This is a genomic window from Thalassospira profundimaris (assembly GCF_003326795.1).
Lineage (GTDB): Bacteria > Pseudomonadota > Alphaproteobacteria > Rhodospirillales > Thalassospiraceae > Thalassospira > Thalassospira profundimaris_C.
Map to the genome: position 1 here is coordinate 514839 of NZ_JPWI01000001.1, position 19496 is coordinate 534334.

The 19496-nt window shown below is 54.9% G+C and carries 21 protein-coding genes; 11 read left to right on the plus strand and 10 right to left on the minus strand.

Annotated elements, in window-relative coordinates:
* Positions 1 to 23: 23 nt before the first annotated feature.
* The 4 genes from TH30_RS02485 to TH30_RS02500 all read right to left on the minus strand — a co-directional run bounded on the left by TH30_RS02485 (position 24) and on the right by TH30_RS02500 (position 3112).
* Positions 24 to 1250: a response regulator gene (locus tag TH30_RS02485; RefSeq protein WP_114096490.1), complete on the minus strand. Its 1227-nt coding sequence runs from the start codon at positions 1248 to 1250 to the stop codon at positions 24 to 26.
* 17 nt (positions 1251 to 1267) lie between these two features.
* Positions 1268 to 1741, minus strand: a complete 474-nt coding sequence (locus TH30_RS02490) for a response regulator (RefSeq protein WP_114096491.1) — start codon at positions 1739 to 1741, stop codon at positions 1268 to 1270.
* A 157-nt stretch (positions 1742 to 1898) separates the two neighbouring features.
* Positions 1899 to 2369, minus strand: coding sequence for a DoxX family protein (locus tag TH30_RS02495; protein WP_114096492.1), 471 nt, complete (start codon positions 2367 to 2369; stop codon positions 1899 to 1901).
* A gap of 41 nt (positions 2370 to 2410) precedes the next feature.
* Positions 2411 to 3112 (minus strand): pirin family protein, encoded by a 702-nt coding sequence (locus TH30_RS02500; RefSeq protein ID WP_114096874.1) that lies wholly within the window; start codon positions 3110 to 3112, stop codon positions 2411 to 2413.
* 165 nt (positions 3113 to 3277) lie between these two features.
* On the opposite strand from TH30_RS02500, the gene TH30_RS02505 reads away from it, so the two are divergent.
* Positions 3278 to 4189: a LysR family transcriptional regulator gene (locus tag TH30_RS02505; protein ID WP_114096493.1), complete on the plus strand. Its 912-nt coding sequence runs from the start codon at positions 3278 to 3280 to the stop codon at positions 4187 to 4189.
* Positions 4190 to 4300: 111 nt separating this feature from the next.
* Complete coding sequence (locus TH30_RS02510; RefSeq protein ID WP_114096494.1) at positions 4301 to 5101, plus strand: sirohydrochlorin chelatase; 801 nt, start codon at positions 4301 to 4303, stop codon at positions 5099 to 5101.
* 11 nt (positions 5102 to 5112) lie between these two features.
* Here TH30_RS02510 and TH30_RS02515 read toward each other — a convergent pair whose 3' ends face one another.
* Both TH30_RS02515 and TH30_RS22040 read right to left on the minus strand, forming a co-directional pair.
* Positions 5113 to 6045, minus strand: coding sequence for a LysR family transcriptional regulator (locus TH30_RS02515; RefSeq protein ID WP_114096495.1), 933 nt, complete (start codon positions 6043 to 6045; stop codon positions 5113 to 5115).
* A 92-nt stretch (positions 6046 to 6137) separates the two neighbouring features.
* Entirely contained in the window at positions 6138 to 6314 is a 177-nt protein-coding gene (locus TH30_RS22040) for a hypothetical protein (RefSeq protein ID WP_181850136.1), read from the minus strand.
* 299 nt (positions 6315 to 6613) lie between these two features.
* On the opposite strand from TH30_RS22040, the gene TH30_RS02520 reads away from it, so the two are divergent.
* Positions 6614 to 7063 (plus strand): PaaI family thioesterase, encoded by a 450-nt coding sequence (locus TH30_RS02520; RefSeq protein WP_114096496.1) that lies wholly within the window; start codon positions 6614 to 6616, stop codon positions 7061 to 7063.
* A 108-nt stretch (positions 7064 to 7171) separates the two neighbouring features.
* Here the strand turns inward: TH30_RS02520 and TH30_RS02525 are convergent, their stop codons facing one another.
* Positions 7172 to 8749, minus strand: coding sequence for an aldehyde dehydrogenase (NADP(+)) (locus TH30_RS02525; protein WP_114096497.1), 1578 nt, complete (start codon positions 8747 to 8749; stop codon positions 7172 to 7174).
* Between the two features lie 424 nt (positions 8750 to 9173).
* Here TH30_RS02525 and catB point away from each other — a divergent pair, with 424 nt between their 5' ends.
* Positions 9174 to 9809 carry a type B chloramphenicol O-acetyltransferase gene (catB, locus tag TH30_RS02530; protein WP_114096498.1) on the plus strand — a complete coding sequence of 212 codons (636 nt, stop codon included), beginning with the start codon at positions 9174 to 9176 and terminating at the stop codon, positions 9807 to 9809.
* Between the two features lie 184 nt (positions 9810 to 9993).
* Here the strand turns inward: catB and TH30_RS02535 are convergent, their stop codons facing one another.
* A complete protein-coding gene (locus TH30_RS02535; protein ID WP_114096499.1) occupies positions 9994 to 10725 on the minus strand; it encodes a GntR family transcriptional regulator in 732 nt (243 codons plus the stop codon).
* Between the two features lie 316 nt (positions 10726 to 11041).
* Here TH30_RS02535 and TH30_RS02540 point away from each other — a divergent pair, with 316 nt between their 5' ends.
* The 5 genes from TH30_RS02540 (at position 11042) to TH30_RS02560 (ending at position 16058) form a co-directional block, all read left to right on the plus strand.
* Positions 11042 to 12127, plus strand: a complete 1086-nt coding sequence (locus tag TH30_RS02540; protein ID WP_114096500.1) for an ABC transporter ATP-binding protein — start codon at positions 11042 to 11044, stop codon at positions 12125 to 12127.
* 41 nt (positions 12128 to 12168) lie between these two features.
* Positions 12169 to 13485: an ABC transporter substrate-binding protein gene (locus tag TH30_RS02545; RefSeq protein ID WP_114096501.1), complete on the plus strand. Its 1317-nt coding sequence runs from the start codon at positions 12169 to 12171 to the stop codon at positions 13483 to 13485.
* A 130-nt stretch (positions 13486 to 13615) separates the two neighbouring features.
* Positions 13616 to 14473: an ABC transporter permease gene (locus TH30_RS02550; protein ID WP_114096502.1), complete on the plus strand. Its 858-nt coding sequence runs from the start codon at positions 13616 to 13618 to the stop codon at positions 14471 to 14473.
* Positions 14474 to 14475: 2 nt separating this feature from the next.
* Positions 14476 to 15303 carry an ABC transporter permease gene (locus tag TH30_RS02555; protein WP_114096503.1) on the plus strand — a complete coding sequence of 276 codons (828 nt, stop codon included), beginning with the start codon at positions 14476 to 14478 and terminating at the stop codon, positions 15301 to 15303.
* Entirely contained in the window at positions 15300 to 16058 is a 759-nt protein-coding gene (locus TH30_RS02560; protein WP_114096504.1) for an aspartate/glutamate racemase family protein, read from the plus strand. Before TH30_RS02555 ends, TH30_RS02560 begins: the two co-directional genes overlap by 4 nt.
* A gap of 78 nt (positions 16059 to 16136) precedes the next feature.
* Here TH30_RS02560 and TH30_RS02565 read toward each other — a convergent pair whose 3' ends face one another.
* Positions 16137 to 16808, minus strand: a complete 672-nt coding sequence (locus tag TH30_RS02565; RefSeq protein ID WP_114096875.1) for a FadR/GntR family transcriptional regulator — start codon at positions 16806 to 16808, stop codon at positions 16137 to 16139.
* Positions 16809 to 16921: 113 nt separating this feature from the next.
* On the minus strand, positions 16922 to 17755 hold the full coding sequence (locus tag TH30_RS02570; RefSeq protein WP_114096505.1) for a sulfite exporter TauE/SafE family protein: 834 nt from the start codon (positions 17753 to 17755) through the stop codon (positions 16922 to 16924).
* 235 nt (positions 17756 to 17990) lie between these two features.
* On the opposite strand from TH30_RS02570, the gene TH30_RS02575 reads away from it, so the two are divergent.
* Together TH30_RS02575 and TH30_RS02580 are read left to right on the plus strand one after the other, a co-directional pair.
* Entirely contained in the window at positions 17991 to 18935 is a 945-nt protein-coding gene (locus TH30_RS02575; RefSeq protein WP_114096506.1) for a tripartite tricarboxylate transporter substrate binding protein, read from the plus strand.
* A complete protein-coding gene (locus TH30_RS02580; RefSeq protein ID WP_114096507.1) occupies positions 18932 to 19483 on the plus strand; it encodes a tripartite tricarboxylate transporter TctB family protein in 552 nt (183 codons plus the stop codon). Before TH30_RS02575 ends, TH30_RS02580 begins: the two co-directional genes overlap by 4 nt.
* Positions 19484 to 19496 lie beyond the last annotated feature (13 nt).

Consider the following 19496-nt stretch of genomic DNA (forward strand, 5'->3'; position numbering starts at 1 on the left):
GGGGCAGCTACCCTGGATCCTGATTACGACGGGTCGTGAATGCGCGGGATGTGGTTTTCAATGCAGGCCTGTTGCCAGATCGGCCAGATATTCTCGGCACCACAGCGGGATATGAAGGTGCTGGCAAGATCATATTTACGTGCGCGTTTTTCGCCGTCCACGCCTGCGATGCGGGCAAAATGTTGTGCCGCATAGACAATCAGCAATGCCCGTGAGTTCCGGGTTGGTGCGGCTTCCGGGCGGTGGTGGAAAGCAATTTCTTCCACGACTTCATGCGGGAAACCCCAATAGGCACAGATACAGGCCGACACAGCAGGATGGGCAAACCCCATTTCGGCAATTTCGGCGGAAATGATGTCGCATTCATCACGATCGGCCCGCTCACGGCTGGCCTGATAGCCCTCAGGCATGACACGTTCAATGATGATTTCACCGATATGGCATAGCAAGGCAGCGGCACGAACCTGATCGACCGTTTCAAAGGGCAGTTTCTGCAAACGGGCGATATTTGCGGCCATCTGACCAAGAACAAGCGGTCGATGCAGCGCGATATCCATTTCATCTGGATCAAAACTGTCAGGCTGACCAAGCTCGGACCACAGAATGCAAAGTGCCTTGATGGTTTCAATGCCCAGTAGTTTCACAAGCCCGATCAGGTCGGGGAAACTGTCGGGTTCGACAAGTTTCTCGCGACGCGCCAGTTCAAGGCCAAGCGCGGTCAGAACCGGAAAATCACAGGCAAATTCAGTCAGTTCGTCGCGGCTTTTGGGGCCGGTGAATTGCAAGATTGTATGCAGACGCTGAAAGGTTGCAGGCCATACAAGGTCGTCGGGAATCCGGCCCAGAAAGTCAACCAGCAACGGATCACGCAGATATCGCCGCATGATCAGGCCTCGTTCGACCGCATGGATGATGTCGATATCCTTGCATGGTTTGGTCAGGAAATGCTGGGTCGCGGCTGTGCCGTTCTGAATGGCGACTTCATCGGCATAGCCAGAAAGCAAGATGCGCGATGTTTGCGGGAACCGTCGGGAGACAATGCGCAGGAACTCGGCCCCATCCATCGATGGCATGCGCATGTCGGAAATCACCACGTCGGCTTCCTGTTCATCCATACCCGCCAAGGCCTGTTCGGCACTTTCATAAAAACGCAGCGACCAGCTCGGGCGTTGTCCCATCATGCGTCGACGCAATCCGCGCAGAACATTGGGATCATCGTCGACAAATATGATCGAAGCGTTTTCGGGCATGTTGCGTCCGTGGTGAATTATGAAATGGCGGCAGTAAGGCTTGCAGCGTCACAAGGTTTACACAGGACAAAAGCAGCACCAACCGATTTGGCTTCGCGCACCACATCCTGATCATAAAACCCGGTCAGCATGATCTTGCGGGTCTGATCGGAATTCTTGATGTTGCGGCGCTTGATTTCATAGAGCGTTTCAATGCCCGACATGGTCGGCATCATGTAATCAAGAATGATGACGTCATAGGAGGATTGCTTGCGCGCCATCTGGGTCATCATTTGCAGGGCCGCTTCGCCATTTTCGGCGACATCCACATGGGTTGCCCCGGCACTGCGCAACATCCGGCGAATGGAAAACCGCACCTCGATGCTGTCATCGACGATCAGAAAACGTTTCTGGTCATTGGCTTTGCGATGGGCGTTGTCTCCCTTGCATCGCTGCAGGCCGTCGGCAATTTCGATGTCATTCTGGCTATTGCTTTGTCTGGCGGTGTTCATGAGTGTTGCTGACATGCTCTGTGATGAAGACCAAATGTGTTGATCCTAATCTTTGTCTGTTTCCGAGAATTTCAATATCCCCATATGAGGATCAAAAAGAAAAACGGGCTGCTTTCAAGGCAACCCGTTTGAAGTCTGCGGTTAAGGGAGACGAGGCCTAGAACTCGTAGCCGATCTTGCGATCGATCGAGAATTTGCCACCGCCCTGGATCAGAACGGTCAGGGCCAGCAAGCCCCACATCAGCGGCATTTCAAAACCGCCATTGTTCCAGAAATAGCCGGCTGGCAGGTGGGTCGAAACGGCAACAGCCATAAAGACCAGAACAGCAGCAGCAACCGGACGGGTCAGAAGACCGACTGTCAGCATCAGGCCGCCAACGAATTCAAGAAGGCCGATCAGAAGGGCAAAGACGAAGCCCGGAGCAAAGCCGATGCTTTCAAGCCAGCCAGCCGTTCCTTCAAGGCCGTAGCCACCAAAGGCACCAAACAGTTTCTGTGCGCCGTGCGGAACCATCAGAAGGCCGGTGGTTACACGGATAATCACAGGGGCAAGCGGCTGAAGGGCGGACGTAACATTGCCAATGGCAGGGATGATCGAACGGGGTTTGTCACTGGTAAGCGAGGTCATGATAATTCTCCTGAATATGGGGGGAGCGCGGTCTTCGCGGCTCAGGCCACCATGTCAAAAACAAGGGCTTCGGCATTGTCGGCATCAGAGAAGACAAGTTCGTCTTCATCCTTGATTGCGGCACCGTCACCGGCATTAAGGGTTTCGCCATTTACTTTAAGACTGCCGCGGGCCACCTGAATCCAGGCGATGCGGCCTTTTTCGATGCTGTGCTGTGCGGTCTCGCCATCGTTAAGGTGCGCAACATACAGATCGACATTCTGGTGAATGGTGATGGAATTCTCACGGCCATCGCGGCTGCCAATCAGGCTCAGACCCGAACCGGTATCGCGCCGTGCGATTTCCTTTTCCTCGTAGCCCGGCTCCAGTCCGGCAGCTTCGGGGATAACCCAGATTTGCAGGAAGTGAACCGGATCGGTTTTGGAGTGGTTATATTCTGAATGACGGATACCGGTACCTGCGGTCATGCGCTGCAGGCGACCCGGACGAATCACCGATCCGTTTCCGATACTGTCCTTGTGTTCAAGGGCGCCATCAAGAACATAGGAAATGATTTCCATATCCTTGTGGCCGTGGGTGTCAAAACCGGCACCGGGAATCACACGGTCTTCGTTGATCACCCGAAGCGGTCCCCAACCCATACGATTGGGATCGTAATAGTGACCGAACGAAAAGGTGTGGTTGGAATCAAGCCATCCAAACTGTGCGCGGCCACGGGTGTTTGCATCTACTTTGATAATCATGTTTGCCTCCAACGAGGTTGTTTGCTGTTGGAGACAGATTACCCTTTTCATAAAATGAGACAATTAACGTAATTATGCCCACAGTGTTGCATTATATGCGACAATCTGGCATGTCATTGTGGTGCGCGACCTGTGTCGTAACGACCCGGAACAGAGAGATTATCCATGGATAAACTGGTCAGTCTGCAAAGCTTTGTTCGCGTGGTTGAGCAGGGAAGCTTCGCCGCAGCCGCACGGGCCATCGGGCAATCACGATCACAGGTCAACCGTGCGGTGGTCGCCCTTGAGGATGATCTTGGTGTGCAGTTGCTGAACCGCACAACACGCACCGTATCGGTTACGCCAAGTGGTCGGGCCTTTTATCAGCGCGCCAAAGCCATTCTGACCGATCTGGATGAGGCCGAGGAATCCATTCGCGAAAATCAGGAAAAACCGGCAGGTGATATTCGCATCAATGCGCCGATGTCGTTCGGAACCCTGCATCTTGGTCCTGCACTTGTCGATTTTGCGCGCATGTATCCTGAAATCCGTGTCGAGCTGGCCTTGAACGATCATTTCATTGATCCGGTAGCAGACGGTTTTGATATGACCGTGCGCATCAGTCGGCCAACCGAAACGCTGGCCCTGATTGATCACGAAATCATCCCGATCCGGCGCGTGATTTGTGCATCACCCGATTTTCTGCACAAAAATGGCGAGCCAACAGATATCAGTGACCTCGCGACCTTGCCCTGTTTGCATTACGGCAATCTGCCTGGCGGATCGACCTGGAAACTGACCGGGCCAAACGGGCCGGTATCCGTGCAGGTCAATGGCGTGTTTTGTTGTAACAATGCCGAGGTGCTCCGCGATGCGGCGATTGCCGGTTTGGGGCTTGTGGAGTTGCCGACTTTCATCGCCGGGGCGGAGTTGCAGACGGGCCGTCTTGTCACAGTTTTATGCAACTACACTCCGCCCGAGATTTTCCTGTATCTTCTTTATCCACCCAGCAGACAGCTTTCATCGCGCATCCGTTTGCTGGTGGATTTCATGCATGACAGGTTTGGCGGACAGCCGCACTGGGATCTGGTGCAATAGGTAACACTGCGGAAATTAAGTGGTGTTTGCGATTTTGTAGCAATCCGGAAGCTTGCATCTTGCGTATGGGATACTAGGTTTTCCATAAGGACGCATAGCGGGTTGGACGAGATGTCTGATTTTGAAATGCCAACATTGATGATGGTGTCGCATGGCAATAGCGGCAATGGCGGTGATCCGGCAGGTGATCTTGCCCGATCAGTCGCGCCTGACTGGAATGGTCCGGTGACACATGGCTATATGCGCAGCCAGCCGTCCCTTCCCGAGCAGCTTGACGGGCTTGTGCATGCGGGTAATGCCGAACGCCTGATCGTCTTTCCGCTGTTTTTCAGCGAAGGCTATCTGGTGTTTGAAGAATTGCCGCGCGATCTTGAACGTGCTGGGCTTGGCGATGCGGTCATTCTTCCGCCGGCGCTTAATCTGCCGGGATTTGATGATCTGGTCGCACAAAAAGCCATGGTCGCAATGGCCAGACGTGGTTGGGCATCAGGCGAAACATCTGTGTTTCTGGTGCCCCATGGTCTTAAGACGCTGACAGAAGCCCTGCCTGAAACAGTTCGCTTTGGCGATCAGGTCGGGCGTTTGTGCGGTGGGGCCGAAATCTGTATTGGCAATATCGAAGGTGATCCGTCGCTTGCAGACTGGCGGACGATTGCATCGCGCAAAAAGGCGGTGATTGTCCCGATGCTGGCCGGTGGCGGTACACATGCGCGTCAGGATTTGCCCGAACTGATTAATGCCCGTGCAGGCGAGGAAATTGAAATCCTGCCGCCGGTTGGTCAATGGGCGGAATTGTCTGATCTGGTTCTGGCCGAGGCCAAGCGTCATGTAGCACGATTTGGCGGCCTTGCGGTGCCACTTGGCCCGACTGGCGGGGATATCTGGGCCGAACGGATGGCCAGATCAGCCTGAGATATCGGGATTTACCCCAGAACCGGCTTGAAACTGGTTTCCGCAGATTTTTTCAGAAGATAGTCACGGAACAGGCGGGCAGCACTGGTCAGTGTCGCATCGCCGTCATGGGCAATCAGTAACTGGCGCTTGGCCCAGTCATCGGCAATCGGCGCACCGGCGATATTCATATGCCCGATATAGCCCGCGACCGAACTTTTGCGCAAAAATCCGATGCCAAGGCCTGCGGCAATCATCTGTCGCAGGGACCCGAAACGCACCACCTTGATATGGGGATGCATGTCGATCTTCATCCTTGAGGCAGCCTCGGAAATCAGGTCATCAATGACCCCGCCTTCATGCAGGGAAATGATGTCGTATTTGGCGGCTTCGGTGAATTTGACCGGTTTCGGATTGGCGGTATCGGGAATAAGGGGATGGCCCTTTGGGGTGACGACCCAGATCGGATCATCGCAAAACACATCATGGGCCAGATCGCCAAGCGGGCTGTTATCGGCCAGAATCGCCAGATCGGCACGGCCTTCACGAACGGCCTCGGCACTTTCGCGCGATGTCAGTTCGCGGACATCAACCGTGATGTGGGGGAAGTCGCGTTCAAAATCGGCCAGAAAGGATGGCAGTCCGGTCAGAATGGCCGAGGTGACAGCCGCAAGATAGATCTTGCCCTTTTCACCGATATTGAAGTCGCGAAGTTCGTTGGAAAGATGGTTCAGATCGCCCAGAAGCTTTTCGCCGTATCGGGCGAAGATCGCGCCTTCTTCGGTCGGTTCGACCCCGCGCGGCAAGCGGCGCAGCAGTTTGACACCCAGCATGGCTTCAAGTTCGCCAATGCGTCGGGATACAGCCGACGTCGCGATATGTTCACGTCTGGCGGCTTCATTGATGCTTCCCGCACGCACGATGGCGACGAAAAGCCGGATGGTTACAATATCAAACTTTTGCATGGAACCGTTGTCGGTGGTTCAGCCCGAAGCGTCAAGAGGCATGATAGGGTGCGGTGATGCGCAGATCGTCGCACCCGCCTCAAACAGGGTAATTAACCCTGAACCTGACGCCATGCCTTGTTCCAGTCCGCAGTCAGTTCTGCGTGGGTTTTGGCATGGGATGCTTTCATGATTACGGCAACCTGAAGGGCCTGCAGGAAGCTGGTGAACCAGCCGGTACGGACTTCACGTTCGATGCTGGTTGCGTCTTTGTAAGCAATCGTGGTCATGGCTCTGATCCTTTGCGACATCATCTGTCTTTGCGATGAATTCAGTGATACCAAACGGCGGATGCGCGCACTATTCTCGTTTCACCGCTATCCCGTTCTTGTTTGGAGAACGATGTAGTTAGTGCATTGTAAATGAATGATTATTCAATGTTGCACTGCGCAATGAGATTGCGCAAATCACCTTGCAGCGGCATTTTCAAGACAGGTTTCCACCGATATCACTGCGACTCACCGACAGGTTTTCGCATCACAGGTATATCTGCTATAGCTGGCATAAATTGATCACAGGGTAGTGCCACATGACCGGAATTGACGAAAATCTTGCCTTTGAACAGGCCCATGGCAGCGGCTTGCAGGGCCATCTTGGTTATCGGCTGGTGGAATGGGCGGAAAATCATGCAGTGATCGAGCTTGAGCTGCAAGACCACCATCTTAACCGCGCCGGTATTCTTCATGGGGGTGTTTTGATGACCTTGCTTGATACCGCTTCTGGCTATTCTGTCTGCTTCTGTTCGGTGCCGGGCAATGTCCGCAAGACGCTGACATTGTCGCTGACCACCAATTTCCTTGGCATGGCAAAGAAGGGTGTGGTGCGCGTGGTCGCGACCAGACAGGGCGGCGGACGCAAGATCGTCTTTACCGAGGCCAAGGCCTATAACGCTGATGGCGAAGTGATTGGAACAGCAACCGGGACCTTCAAATATCACCGTGGCAGCGAGGGCATCGAAGGCGTTCCGCGCGATAGCTGATTTTGTGACCGGCTGGCCAAGCCCCCGGACTGACCGGTGGGTTTAATCAATGAAAAAGGGCGCGCCCGATCTGGACGCGCCCTTTTTTGTTTTGTGGGTAGCAGGTGCCTAGTTCGGCATCTGCCATTTGCCATTGACCAGACGCGGGATGTTCAGCGGGTTCGCATCCTTGATCGGTGCCGGAAGCAATGCATCCGGGAAGGCCTGATAGGAAACCGGACGGACAAAGCGTTTGATCGCCAGCGACCCGACCGAGGTTGCGCGCGAATCCGTGCTTGCCGGGTATGGGCCGCCATGAACCATGGAATGGCAGACCTCAACACCGGTCGGCCAGCCATTGATCAGAATACGACCAGCACATTTTTCAAGTGCAGGACGCAGGGCGGCTGCGGTATCGGCATCGGCATCAACCATGTGGATGGTGGCGGTCAGCTGACCGATCAGGGTTGCGGACAAAGCAACCATTTCGGCAACCGAGTCACATTCGACAATGATACCCGCCGGGCCAAACATTTCCTCGGCCAGTTCCGGATTGGCTTTCCAGTTGGCAGCGGTGGTGCGGAAGATCGCCGGGCTGCCTTCGAATTTGCCATCGCTATCGCGACGTTTCAGCGGGCAGGTGACGCTGGCATGTTTGCTCATGGCGTCGGTCACTTCGTGATAGGCGCTTGAGACGCGATCCGTCAGCATCGCCGCACCACCAACCTGGCCAAGTTCGGCTGCGGCGGTTTCAACGAATGTTTCAAGATCAGCACCCTTAAGTGCGATCAGAAGACCCGGATTGGTGCAGAACTGGCCAACACCCATGGTCAGCGATCCGACCCAGCCCTTGGCAATGTCGGCAGCCTTTTCGCCCATGGCTTGGGGCAGAAGGAAGACCGGGTTGTTCGAGCCAAGTTCGCCATAGAACGGGATCGGTTCCGGGCGGGAAACGGCGATGTCAAACAGCGCACGGCCGCCACCGGTCGAACCGGTAAAGCCGACAGCCTTGATCAGCGGATGGGCAACCAGTGCCTGACCGACCTTGCGCGTGCCACCATGGATCAGGCTGAACACACCTTTGGGCATGCCGGTTTTGATCACGGCAGCTTCAATCGCCTTGGCAACCAGTTCGGACGTGCCGGGATGGGCGGCATGGCCCTTGAAGACCACCGGGCAACCCGCAGCAAGGGCGGATGCGGTATCACCGCCTGCGGTCGAAAAGGCCAGCGGGAAGTTGGACGCGCCAAACACGCCAACCGGACCCAGTGCCTTGTTCATCACACGGATGTCAGGCTTTGGCAGCGGCTGACGATCAGGCTGTGCGGTTTCAATGCGCGCTTCGAACCATGAACCTTCTTCGATCCAGTCGGCAAAGAAACGCAGCTGGCCAACGGTACGGCCGCGCTCGCCGGTCAGGCGTGCAGCAGGCAGGGCAGATTCAAGATTGCCGATCTCGGTGATGGCATCGCCACGGGCATCAATTTCATCTGCAATCGCACGCAGGAATTCTGCGCGTTTTGCCGGCAGCATCGAAGCAAATTCTTCGGCGCAAGCCTGTGCGGCCTCGACCGCCTGATTGACGATTTCTTCGGTGCCGTGCTGGAATTTGGTCGGGAGCTTCTCGCCGGTTGACGGATTGTCAGCCTGGAAGACATCCGGGCCGTTGATCCATTCGCCTGCGATATAATGCTGTCCACTAAGCATGTGGGTCTCCTGTGGGGTTATGTCCTGTGCCTGACGGGGCGTGCGCAATGCTCTTTGACCTGTCCGGATGATCGAAACCAATCCGCGACTCCTATGCGTGGATTGCCTCGAACGGACAGGCCAAATGGCGCAGCCTTGATAAACTGAGCGCAGCTTAGTTTCCCGGACCACAGATGTAAACATCATACAATATTATAATACTGCGGCGCCGCTGCGGAAGCTGCATGGGCAGACATTAACAGAGCACGGAGAGTGCGTCGAATATTTTATACAATCTTATGGCCGATACGACTTGTAATAATTAATTCAGTCGGTTAACACAGCAATCTGCTCCATTTTCGCGGCCGACATTATGTCGGTCACAGTGCTGCCTGTCCACGCAGGCGACATCGCCAGCCAAGTGCTGGCGTAAAATGGATTTATCATGACGAACTATTTTCAAAGCCCGTTCAAGGGCAAGCTCCTATCCGAACAGGTTACCAATCCGAATATTGTCGTTGGGCGTTACAGCTATTATTCCGGCTATTACCATGGTCACAGCTTTGATGATTGTGCCCGCTACCTGATGCCGGATCGCGATGATGTCGACAAACTGATTGTCGGCAGCTTCTGTTCCATCGGTACGGGGGCTGTCTTTATGATGGCGGGTAATCAGGGGCACCGGAACGACTGGATATCGACCTTTCCATTCTTCTTTATGGACGAAGAGCCTGCATTTTCCGATGCGCAAAGTGCCTATCAGCCTGCCGGTGATACCGTTATCGGCCACGATGTCTGGATCGGGGCAGAAGCGATGATCATGCCAGGTGTCAAGATCGGGGACGGGGCGATGATTGGTTCGCGCGCCTTGGTAACAAAGGATGTCGAACCATATTCCATTGTTGGCGGCAATCCTGCGCGGGTTATTCGCAAACGATTTTCCGATGACGACATCAGAAAACTTCTGGAAATGGCATGGTGGCATTGGGATCTTGATCAGATCAGGGCGGCCATGACGCTTTTGACGTCAGGTGACATCGAAGGCCTTTATGCCTATTGGCAGAAGTCACTGGCGGTCTGACCGCGACAGGGAAAGGCGGGATTTTCGCGCCTTTCCCAATCATCAGACTTTTACCTTGAGACCTGAAATACCCAACAAGGCCGAAAAGGAAATCACCTGATACGCATCGCAAATGACGCGTGACGATTGACAGGTGTGGATCACTGCAATCGGTGACAGTGTCGGGATGGCGGGCTTTTGGTGGTCAGCTGGCTGCCGATTTTGGCGTGCGGCCAAAGATGCTGGCGAAATCGGTCTTGCCCGGTTTGGGGCGCTGAAGCTGCAGGCGGTCACGAATGGCATCAAGATGGCGTGACATTTCCGCTGCGGCAATATCCGGATCACCACTTGTCAGCGCCTTGAGCAGTTCGTCATGTTCGGTGTGCGAGCAATCAACGGGGTGCGGGCTTTCATACATCGCAATGATCAGTGATGTGCGCAGGATCAGGCGTTCAAGAAATTCCTCGATCACCAGATTGCCGGTCAGGCGAGCCAAAAGCAGATGGAACTCGCCCGACAGGATGATGGCGGCGCGGTGATCGCCGCGATGATGGGCATCATGTTCGCGATCAAGATGGTTTTTGATCTGGGCTGCGCGTTCGTCGGTCATGCCAAGGGCAACCTTGCGGGCAACGCCGTCCTCGATCATGCGCCGGGCGGAAAAGACTTCGATGGCTTCGTCAATGGTCGGTTCGGAAACAAAGGCACCGCGATTGGGAACAAGATTGATCAGCTTGTCATGGGCCAGCTGAAGAAATGTTGCACGAATGCGCGCACGGCTGACGCCAAAGGTCTGGGCCAGATCTTCTTCCACCAGTTTCATGCCCGGTTCGAGACGGCGATCAAGGATCGCGTCGAGCATTTCCTGATAGATCATTTCCTCCGGGCGCAGCTTCCCGCTGCCTTTATAGGTGCCGGTTTCTTCGGCCTTGGCCATCGTGACGATGCTTTCCGTCGTTCATGTTTTCGCGCGATGGTTTCTTTCTACAAAATTGTTGACGATCTAGACAACAGAAAATCGCGTCCGACGGATTTTGATCTTGCCAAATAATTGCATGTAAAATGCCCAACAAAACCGGTATGCGTAAAATTTGAACAATTAATGGGCATAAAACATGCAACGTCTCTGCCCTATACAGCCCGATTACCGGTGACTCCCGCATAAAACTGCCAATAAAAACAATTGGCACGCATTTTGCCTGCAATCGACAACAGGATTGTTAACAATTTTGCATGCGGTGACGGGTGAGCGGATGAAGGGCAACGGAGCCATCGAACTAATTGCTGTCAGTAAATTCTATGGCAGCACGCAGGCGGTCAAATCCATTGACCTGCAAATTCCGGCAGGGGCGTATTGCTGTCTGATCGGCCCGTCGGGCTGTGGCAAGTCGACGACGCTGCGCATGATTGCCGGTCACGAAGTGATCAGCGAGGGCGATCTTCTGATCGGGGATCGCAATGTGACCGAACTGCCACCGGTCAAACGCGGCACCGCAATGATGTTTCAGAATTATGCGCTTTTCCCGCACATGACCTGTGCGGAGAACGTTGCCTTTGGCCTCAAGATGCAAGGTGTCTCCCCATCGGATCGTAAAGATCGGGCCAAAGAGATGCTGGCCCGGGTCCAGATGGAGCAATTTGCAGATCGCAAGCCCGACCAGCTCTCTGGTGGTCAGCAGCAGCGCATTGCGCTTGCCCGTTCGCTGATTACCGAACCGTCTGTTTTGCTGCTTGATGAGCCGCTTTCGGCCCTTGATCCGTTCCTGCGGGCACGGATGCGCGACGAGTTGCGCCGCCTTCAGCAGGAACTGGGCATTACCTTTGTCCATGTCACGCACGCCCAGGACGAGGCGCTTGCGTTGTCGGACATGGTTGTCGTGATGGAAGACGGCATCATCCGCCAGAAAGGCACGCCGCAGGAAATCTTCAATCAGCCGCGGTCGCGCTTCATTGCCAATTTCATGGGCGGGCAGAACATCTTCAAAGGCACCGTTTCTGAATCTGGTCCGGCAGGCACCCTGCTTGCGCGTGGACCGGACAGCTTTTTCCTGCCGGGCTTTGCCGATGGCAAGGCGGGCGAGGAACTTGAATTTACCATCCGTACCGACCTGATCGGTCTGGATGAAACGGCCCCGCAAGAGGCCCAAAACGGGCAAATCCCTGTCGAGATCACCACGGTCGAGTATCTCGGCCTTTGGGTAAGGATCGTTGCTACCACAAGCGACGGCAAGGAAATAACCCTGATGAAGACCGAAAGCGAATTTCGGCAGGCGCCAGTCAGGCGACAGGACAAATTCATCGCCTATTGGAAGCCCGAACATGCACATGTTCTGGCCTAAATAACCAACCAAACCAAAACAATCTATCAGGAGTGCTTCACATGACGATCGAGACCAAGAAATCCAGGAAGAATTTGCTGAGCGATACCGGTGTATCGCGCCGCGGTTTTGTTAAGGGTGCAGCCGCTGTTACGGGTGCAGCCATCGGTTCTGGTGCCATCACCGGCTTCCCGACCATCTGGGCGCAGAACATCAAGAATGTGACCCTGCGCCAGTTCGGTACGGGCGTTTCGAACATCAACGCGGTTGCCGACAAGGTCAAGGAAGACCTTGGTTTCACCCTTCAGATGACCGCCCTTGATTCGGATGCCGTTGCCCAGCGTGCGGTCACCCAGCCGAACTCGTTTGATATCGCCGATATCGAATACTGGATTTGTAAGAAGGTCTTCCCGGCTGGCACCATGCAGCCGATGGACACCACCAAGCTGAAAAACTACGAATATATTTCCAAGCTGTTCATCGATGGCAAGCTGACCCCGGATTCAGAAATTGCACAGGGTACTGCCCCGCATACCGTCGGCTTTGTCGAAGGTGCAGACAGCGTCAAATTTGCGTCGGCTCCGACCCAGTGGATGACCCTGATCCCGACCATTTACAATGCCGATACGCTTGGCATTCGTCCGGACCTGATCAGTCGTCCGATCACCAGCTGGGCCGATCTGCTTGACCCGGAATTCAAGGGCAAGGCATCGATCCTCAACATTCCGTCGATTGGCATCATGGATGCGGCGATGGTGTGTGAAGCCATGGGCGAAGTCACCTATGGCGACAAGGGCAACATGACCCAGGAAGAAATCGACAAGACCATTGCTGTCATGATCGATGCCAAGAAAGCCGGTCAGTTCCGCGCCTTCTGGAAGAGCTTCGATGAGTCGGTCAACCTGATGGCGTCTGGCGAGGTTGTCATTCAGTCCATGTGGTCCCCGGCAGTTGCAGCCGTGCGTTCCAAAGGCATCGCGTGCACCTATCAGCCGCTTAAGGAAGGCTATCGTGCATGGGGCGGCGGCATCGGTCTTGCCAAGCATCTTTCGGGTCTCGAGCTTGAAGCTGCTTACGAATATATCGACTGGTATCTGTCGGGCTGGGTTGGTGCGTATCTTAACCGTCAGGGTTACTACAGCGCCGCACCGGCAACCGCGAAGAAGTTCATGTCCGAAGACGAATGGGGCTTCTGGATGGAAGGCAAGGCTGCACAGGGCGATATCCTCAGCCCCGAAGGCAAGGTTATGGAGAAAGCCGGCGCGGTTCGCGATGGCGGTTCCTATGAAGAGCGTATGGGCTCGGTCGCGTGCTGGAACTCTGTCATGGACGAGAACAAACACATGGTCCGCAAGTGGAACGAATTCATCGCTGCCTAAGCGCGCGAGAAAAGACATTGATCGGGCGCGGCTCTGGCCGCGCCCGGCACCCCCGGTTAATGAATTTCAGTTGCCCGACTATTCCGTTCATGCGGCAGGTTTTCAGGGACAGAGCTTTTAGGGACAGGCAATGGCTTTTGATACGTCCAAACGATCGTCCTATTTTCTGATCACGCCAATGGCGGCGATCTTTGCGATCTTTCTTGTCATTCCGTTGCTGACCATCGTGATTGTCAGTTTCTGGGACTATGACGAATACCGGATCCTGCCAGACTTCATTTTGGATAATTACAGCTATTTGCTGGGGTCTTCCGTGACCTGGAAGATTTATCTCAATACTTTGAAATATGCCGCGCTGACCTGGGTCTTTACCCTGTCGATCGGCTTTACGGTTGCCTATTTTCTGGCGTTCCATGTGCGCAGTCTGACCTGGCAGATCGTGCTTTTCATGCTATGCACGATCCCGTTCTGGACATCAAACATCATCCGCATGATTTCGTGGATTCCGTTCCTTGGCCGCAATGGTCTTTTGAATTCGGCACTGCTCAATCTGGGAATTGTCGATCAACCGCTTGAGTTCCTTCTGTTTTCCGATTTCGCAGTCGTGCTGGCAGATGTGCATCTCTATACCCTGTTCATGGTCGTGCCGATTTTCAATTCCATGATGCGTATTGATCGTTCCCTGATTGAGGCGGCGCGTGATGCCGGTGCTAGCGGGTTTGAAACCCTGCGTTCGGTGATTGTGCCGCTGTCCAAGCCGGGCATTGCCATCGGATCAATCTTTGTGATCACGGTGGTGATGGGCGATTTCATCACGGTCCGTTTGATGAGTGGCGGGCAAAGTGCGTCGGTCGGTTTGCAGATTTCCAACGAGATCGGGCTTTTGCAATATCCCGCAGCGGCGGCCAGTGCGGTCGTGCTCCTGATTACGGTATTGTTGATTGTGGTCGGGCTTTTGCGCCTTGTTGATATCCGGAAGGAGCTGTGATCATGGCCAAAACGCGTGAACGGCGTCCGACAAGTTTCTATTTTCTGGCAGCCTTTTTCACCCTGTTCGTCCTGTTCCTTTATGGGCCGATGCTGACCATTTTCATTCTGTCCTTCCAGGGGGAGAATGGTGGTCTGACCTTCCCGATGAACGGGTTTTCATTCCACTGGTTTGGCAACCTGTTTGAACGGCAGGCGGTGGGCGATTTTGGCGGATCCTTTACCAGATCGCTCAAACTCGGCCTGATTGTCATGATTGTGACTGTCGTGGTTTCATTCATGGCTGGTCTGGCATTTCGTCGCCGGTTCCGGGGTGACAGCATCATTTTCTATCTGGCGATTGCCAGTCTGATTGTGCCATCGATCCTGATTTCGCTGGGGATCGGATTGCTGTTCAATATCGTTGAATGGCAACCGCAATGGTTCACATCCGCCCTTGGGGCGCATCTGACATGGACCTTCCCGTTCGGGCTTCTGATCATGTTTGCGGTATTTAACCGGTTCGATCCGTCTTATGAAGAAGCCGCGCGCGATCTTGGGGCAAGCAACTGGCAGACGATCCAGTATGTGGTGTTGCCGATGGTCGGGCCGAGCCTGATTGGCGTTGCCATGTTCTCGTTCACGCTTTCCTATGACGAGTTTGCCCGCACCCTGATGACGGCCGGGTCGCTTAATACCCTGCCGCTTGAGATTTATGGCATGACGACAAACGTGACCACGCCGGTTCTTTATGCGCTGGGCACGGTGACAACCGGATTCTCGTTCCTGGTGATCGGGATTGCGTTGGGATCGGTGCTTTTGATGCGTCGTCGCAAAGGGCAAAAAGCATGAGCCGTATCGCTGTTATCAATCCCAACCTTTCGGCGGGATTTACCAAAAAGGTCGGCGATCAGGCGCAAAGGATTGTGGCAGCACAGACCGGTATCATTGCCCTTAATCCGCAATTTGGCCCCGATAGCATCGAAGGATATTACGACGAGGCCTTTGCCAGTGTCGGATTGCTTTCCGTGATCCGTGATCTGGAAGCAGCACCCGAACAGCTGACCGATCCGGTTGGCGGATATGTGGTGGCGTGCTTTGACGATACGGGGGTGGATGCTGCCCGATGCCTGACGACAGCGCCGGTCATGGGATTGTGCGAGGCGGCCCTTCGTATGGCGGCCGCTGTGGCGTCACGATTTGCGATTGTGACCCCGATGCCGGTTTCGGTGCGTCCGCTTGAACATCTGGTGTCGAAATACGGGGCGGCATCGCAATGCGTGGTACGGGCGGCCGGTGTCAGAACCCTTGATTTCGAGGGTGCAAATGCGGCCGTGGCCTATGACGCGCTTAAAAAACAGGCCGAGCTTTGCCTTCGTAATGATTATGCCGAGGCGATTGTTCTGGGCTGTGCGGGTATGACCGACATTGCAGATCGCCTGCATGCGGAACTTGGTGTGCCGGTTATTGACGGGGTCAGTGCGGCGGTCAAAATGATCGAAGCCATGGCTATGCTGGGATTGCGGACCAGCAAGGCAGGGGCCTATGCCAAGCCACCGGGTAAAAGTTATCACGGCATTTTTGCGGACTTTGCACCGCAACCCTGAGCCAACCCGGATCGTAAATCAAACAGGCCCGTCAAATTGCGGGCCTGTTTTTTGGGGGGGGCAATGTCGCCTTGGGGCCTAGCTTTGCTTAAGGGCCTGTTCGACCTGTGCCAGATGGCGGCGCATCGCGTCTTCGGCTGATTTGGGGTCACGCTGTTCGATGGCGTCGACAATATCACGATGCTGGGCGCTCAGATCGTTGATCAGGCTGTCGGAATGGCTGCTTTCGCGCAGTCGTGCCCATGCCGCATCACGCCGCACGGCATTGACGGCTTCGAACACGGCCAGAAACAGGGTGTTTTTAACCGATTCCGCCAGTTTCTGATGGAAAGCTGCGTCCCACTTTTCATATTCGCCCTGAGTGGTGGCGCGGGCGGCGTTATCTACCATGATCCGCATCGCATCAATATCGGCCTGCGATGCGCGCAGGGCGGCAAAGCGTGCCATGGATGGTTCGATTTCCTGGCGGACTTCCATGATTTCAAAGGGGCTGGTTTTGGTGGCAATGCCTTCAAGCTTGCGCAGACGTGGTGTGGGCGGAGTGCCGACGAAAGTACCTTGTCCCTGTCGACGCCAGATCAGGCCTTCTGCTTCGAGAAGATCAAGCGCCTTGCGCAGCGCCCGGCGTCCGACGTCAAGCTGTTCGGCCAGATTGCGTTCGGCGATTACCCGGCCGTCTTTGACATATTCACCGCGGGCAAAACCGGATTTAAGCTTTTCAGCCAATCCGTGGGTCGCAAGGTCATTCATGGTCACTATTCTTTTTTTATGGCGTTCCCTGTTTCCGAACCAATCCGCACCTATTCTTGCGAGGTGCCATTTCCCAGAGGACTGGTTCGGATCGAAAGTCTTGATCCTGGATGTCAGTTAAGCAGATCGTAGAACATCCGCAAAGAGGTTACCGCCAGAAACAGGCCGAAACACATGCGCAGTGCCCGTCTCGGGATGGTATGTGCGATGCGCGCACCAATCGGGGCGCACAGAACCGTCATCGGGATCAGAAGGGCCGCTGCCAGAACGTTCACATAACCGATCGAGAAGGGCGGGCGTCCGTCTACGCCGATACCTGACATGGCATATCCGATTGTACCGGGCAGGGCGATGATCAGGCCGATCGCCGCCGCCGTTCCGACCGCGCGGCGGATGTCATAGCCGAGGAAATTCAGGACGGGGACGCAAATGGTACCGCCACCAATCCCCATCATGGCAGACAGGCTGCCCGCCAGAACGCCAAGAACCGCCCAGACAGATTTGGGCGGGTTTTTCGCCTCGTCGGTTTCACGGTCCTTGACCAGTATCATGTTGGCGGCAACCAGCAGAGCCACAACGGCAAAGACAATGGTCAGAACCCGGCCATCGGCAAGGCCGCCAATGGCCGTACCGATGATGACGCCGACAACAATGGCCGGGCCCCAATGTTTCAACAGGGCAATATCGACCGAGCCTTTTTTGTAATGGCTGCGGGTCGAGGAAATGGCGGTTGCGATGATTGTCGTCAGCGAGGTGGCGACTGCAACCTGCATGCGGAGCGACTCGTCAACACCCATGGTTGTCAAAAAGTGATAGAGCACCGGGACAATAACAATCCCGCCGCCTACGCCCAGCAAGCCCGCCATAATGCCGCCGACAACGCCGGCAAACAGCATTGCAGCGCCCCAGACCAGATAGAGGCTCATGGTGCCTTCGATTTCAATCATTTCGAACCAATCCAAACCAATTTTTGCGGTTATTTGCTATTTGTACTAACGCCAGACGGGACTGTTTGGCAACGATTTTGCGTAAAAAAGCCACGTATAAGGCGAAAAATACGTGGTTTAGCGTTTTTGGGGTTGCGAAGACAAAGTTACGATGACAACAATATGTCGACAAAATGAAGGAACCAAAAAATAATTGGTTTCGATTGATCCAGTTCATTTATCAGGAGGCACTGAGATGTTCCGCAAGATTGCCGTTGCCGCCGGTCTGATGGCAGCCGCCATTGCAGGCCCAGCGCAGGCACAGGACTATCCCGAAAAACCGATCGAATTCATTGTTCCGTGGGGCCCGGGTGGCGGTAGCGACACGTTGATGCGCCTTGTCGCACAGGGTCTTGCTGAGGAAACTGGTCAGGCAGTGCCTGTCATCAACATGCCCGGTGTTGGTGGTAATATCGGTTTGGCCGAATTCGCCAAACGCCCGGCAGATGGTTATACCATTTCCCAGATCCACGAAGGTTTGCTGATTTCCAATGGTACAGGCATCACCGACCTGAACTGGGACAGCTTCATGCCGATCGCGCTGGTGACCTCGTCGCCGCAGTATCTGACCTTCTCCAAGAACGAGAACTTCTCGACCTTTGAAGAAATGGTCGCCTTTGCCAAGGATCATCCGGGTGCGGTTCGCGCCGGTGTGACCCTTGCCGGTGTTCCGCATCTTCACATGGCGATGATCGAAGATGCGTTCGACATCCAGTTCTCCTATGTCGGTTACGAAGGTACCGGTCAGCGTATCCGTGCACTGGTTGGCGGTAACATTGATGTTGCCATCGGTGACGTATCCTCTGCCGGTCAGTTTGTTGAAAATGGCGATCTGATCTTTGCTGCCGTCGGTATGCCGGAACGTACCGCAGACGAGCCGAATGTTCGCACCTTCAAGGAACTGGGCCATGATCTTGATCTGGCTGTGACCCGTGGTGTTGTTCTGCCCAAGGGCACCCCGCAGGATGTTGCTGACGCTCTTGAAGCCCACCTTGAAAAAGTCATGCAGAACGAAGACGTTCGCACCAAAATCAAGAATGTTGGCTCCGAAGCTGTTTTCCTTGGTCAGGACGCTTACAAAGCCTATCTCGGCAAACTGTCCGAGACGGTTGATCGTCTGGTTGGCAAGCTCGCAGGATGACGAGCGGGTCTGAGAAATCAGCAGCAGCGGGTGCACTTGCACCCGCTGCTTCTCGTGCTAGGACCGAATTTGCACGGCTGGTTTCCTACGTCGTTTTCGGGCTGGGTTCGGTCTATTTGTCGATGCGCGCGGGTGAGTTGCCGACGTCACGCTGGGAACCGCTGGGGGCCGGGTCATTCCCGCAACTGGTCTTTGCCGTTCTGGCAGGCCTGTGCCTGATTTCAGCGATTCGCGCGGTCATGGATATTCGCAAAGCCGGACAGCTTGATGGTCTTGCCGCAGCACTTTGTGGCTGGGTCAAGGTTCGCAGGATCTCCTTCGCCCTGTTCGGCTTGCTGGTTGCCTATCTTGCCGTCTTGCCGTTTGCCGGTTTCTCGCTGGCGACATTTGTCTTTCTGCTGATCACCCAGCTGATGATCGCAGGCATTTCGAAAAAGACCTTCATTCAGTCCGTGGTCGCTGCCCTGATTTTCTCGGTTGGCTTGAACCTGCTGTTTGCAGAAGTCTTTAACGTATTTCTCCCGCGCGGCGTGCTGTTCGCGGGCTAACAGAAGTTTACGA

Excerpts from the sequence above, each read along its gene's own strand:
- TH30_RS02485 (WP_114096490.1), bottom strand. The coding sequence starts at position 1,250 with ATGCCCGAAAACGCTTCGATCATATTTGTCGACGATGATCCCAATGTT.
- TH30_RS02490 (WP_114096491.1), bottom strand. The coding sequence starts at position 1,741 with ATGAACACCGCCAGACAAAGCAATAGCCAGAATGACATCGAAATTGCC.
- TH30_RS02495 (WP_114096492.1), bottom strand. The coding sequence starts at position 2,369 with ATGACCTCGCTTACCAGTGACAAACCCCGTTCGATCATCCCTGCCATT.
- TH30_RS02500 (WP_114096874.1), bottom strand. The coding sequence starts at position 3,112 with ATGATTATCAAAGTAGATGCAAACACCCGTGGCCGCGCACAGTTTGGA.
- TH30_RS02505 (WP_114096493.1), top strand. The coding sequence starts at position 3,278 with ATGGATAAACTGGTCAGTCTGCAAAGCTTTGTTCGCGTGGTTGAGCAG.
- TH30_RS02510 (WP_114096494.1), top strand. The coding sequence starts at position 4,301 with ATGTCTGATTTTGAAATGCCAACATTGATGATGGTGTCGCATGGCAAT.
- TH30_RS02515 (WP_114096495.1), bottom strand. The coding sequence starts at position 6,045 with ATGCAAAAGTTTGATATTGTAACCATCCGGCTTTTCGTCGCCATCGTG.
- TH30_RS22040 (WP_181850136.1), bottom strand. The coding sequence starts at position 6,314 with ATGACCACGATTGCTTACAAAGACGCAACCAGCATCGAACGTGAAGTC.
- TH30_RS02520 (WP_114096496.1), top strand. The coding sequence starts at position 6,614 with ATGACCGGAATTGACGAAAATCTTGCCTTTGAACAGGCCCATGGCAGC.
- TH30_RS02525 (WP_114096497.1), bottom strand. The coding sequence starts at position 8,749 with ATGCTTAGTGGACAGCATTATATCGCAGGCGAATGGATCAACGGCCCG.
- catB (WP_114096498.1), top strand. The coding sequence starts at position 9,174 with ATGACGAACTATTTTCAAAGCCCGTTCAAGGGCAAGCTCCTATCCGAA.
- TH30_RS02535 (WP_114096499.1), bottom strand. The coding sequence starts at position 10,725 with ATGGCCAAGGCCGAAGAAACCGGCACCTATAAAGGCAGCGGGAAGCTG.
- TH30_RS02540 (WP_114096500.1), top strand. The coding sequence starts at position 11,042 with ATGAAGGGCAACGGAGCCATCGAACTAATTGCTGTCAGTAAATTCTAT.
- TH30_RS02545 (WP_114096501.1), top strand. The coding sequence starts at position 12,169 with ATGACGATCGAGACCAAGAAATCCAGGAAGAATTTGCTGAGCGATACC.
- TH30_RS02550 (WP_114096502.1), top strand. The coding sequence starts at position 13,616 with ATGGCTTTTGATACGTCCAAACGATCGTCCTATTTTCTGATCACGCCA.
- TH30_RS02555 (WP_114096503.1), top strand. The coding sequence starts at position 14,476 with ATGGCCAAAACGCGTGAACGGCGTCCGACAAGTTTCTATTTTCTGGCA.
- TH30_RS02560 (WP_114096504.1), top strand. The coding sequence starts at position 15,300 with ATGAGCCGTATCGCTGTTATCAATCCCAACCTTTCGGCGGGATTTACC.
- TH30_RS02565 (WP_114096875.1), bottom strand. The coding sequence starts at position 16,808 with ATGAATGACCTTGCGACCCACGGATTGGCTGAAAAGCTTAAATCCGGT.
- TH30_RS02570 (WP_114096505.1), bottom strand. The coding sequence starts at position 17,755 with ATGATTGAAATCGAAGGCACCATGAGCCTCTATCTGGTCTGGGGCGCT.
- TH30_RS02575 (WP_114096506.1), top strand. The coding sequence starts at position 17,991 with ATGTTCCGCAAGATTGCCGTTGCCGCCGGTCTGATGGCAGCCGCCATT.
- TH30_RS02580 (WP_114096507.1), top strand. The coding sequence starts at position 18,932 with ATGACGAGCGGGTCTGAGAAATCAGCAGCAGCGGGTGCACTTGCACCC.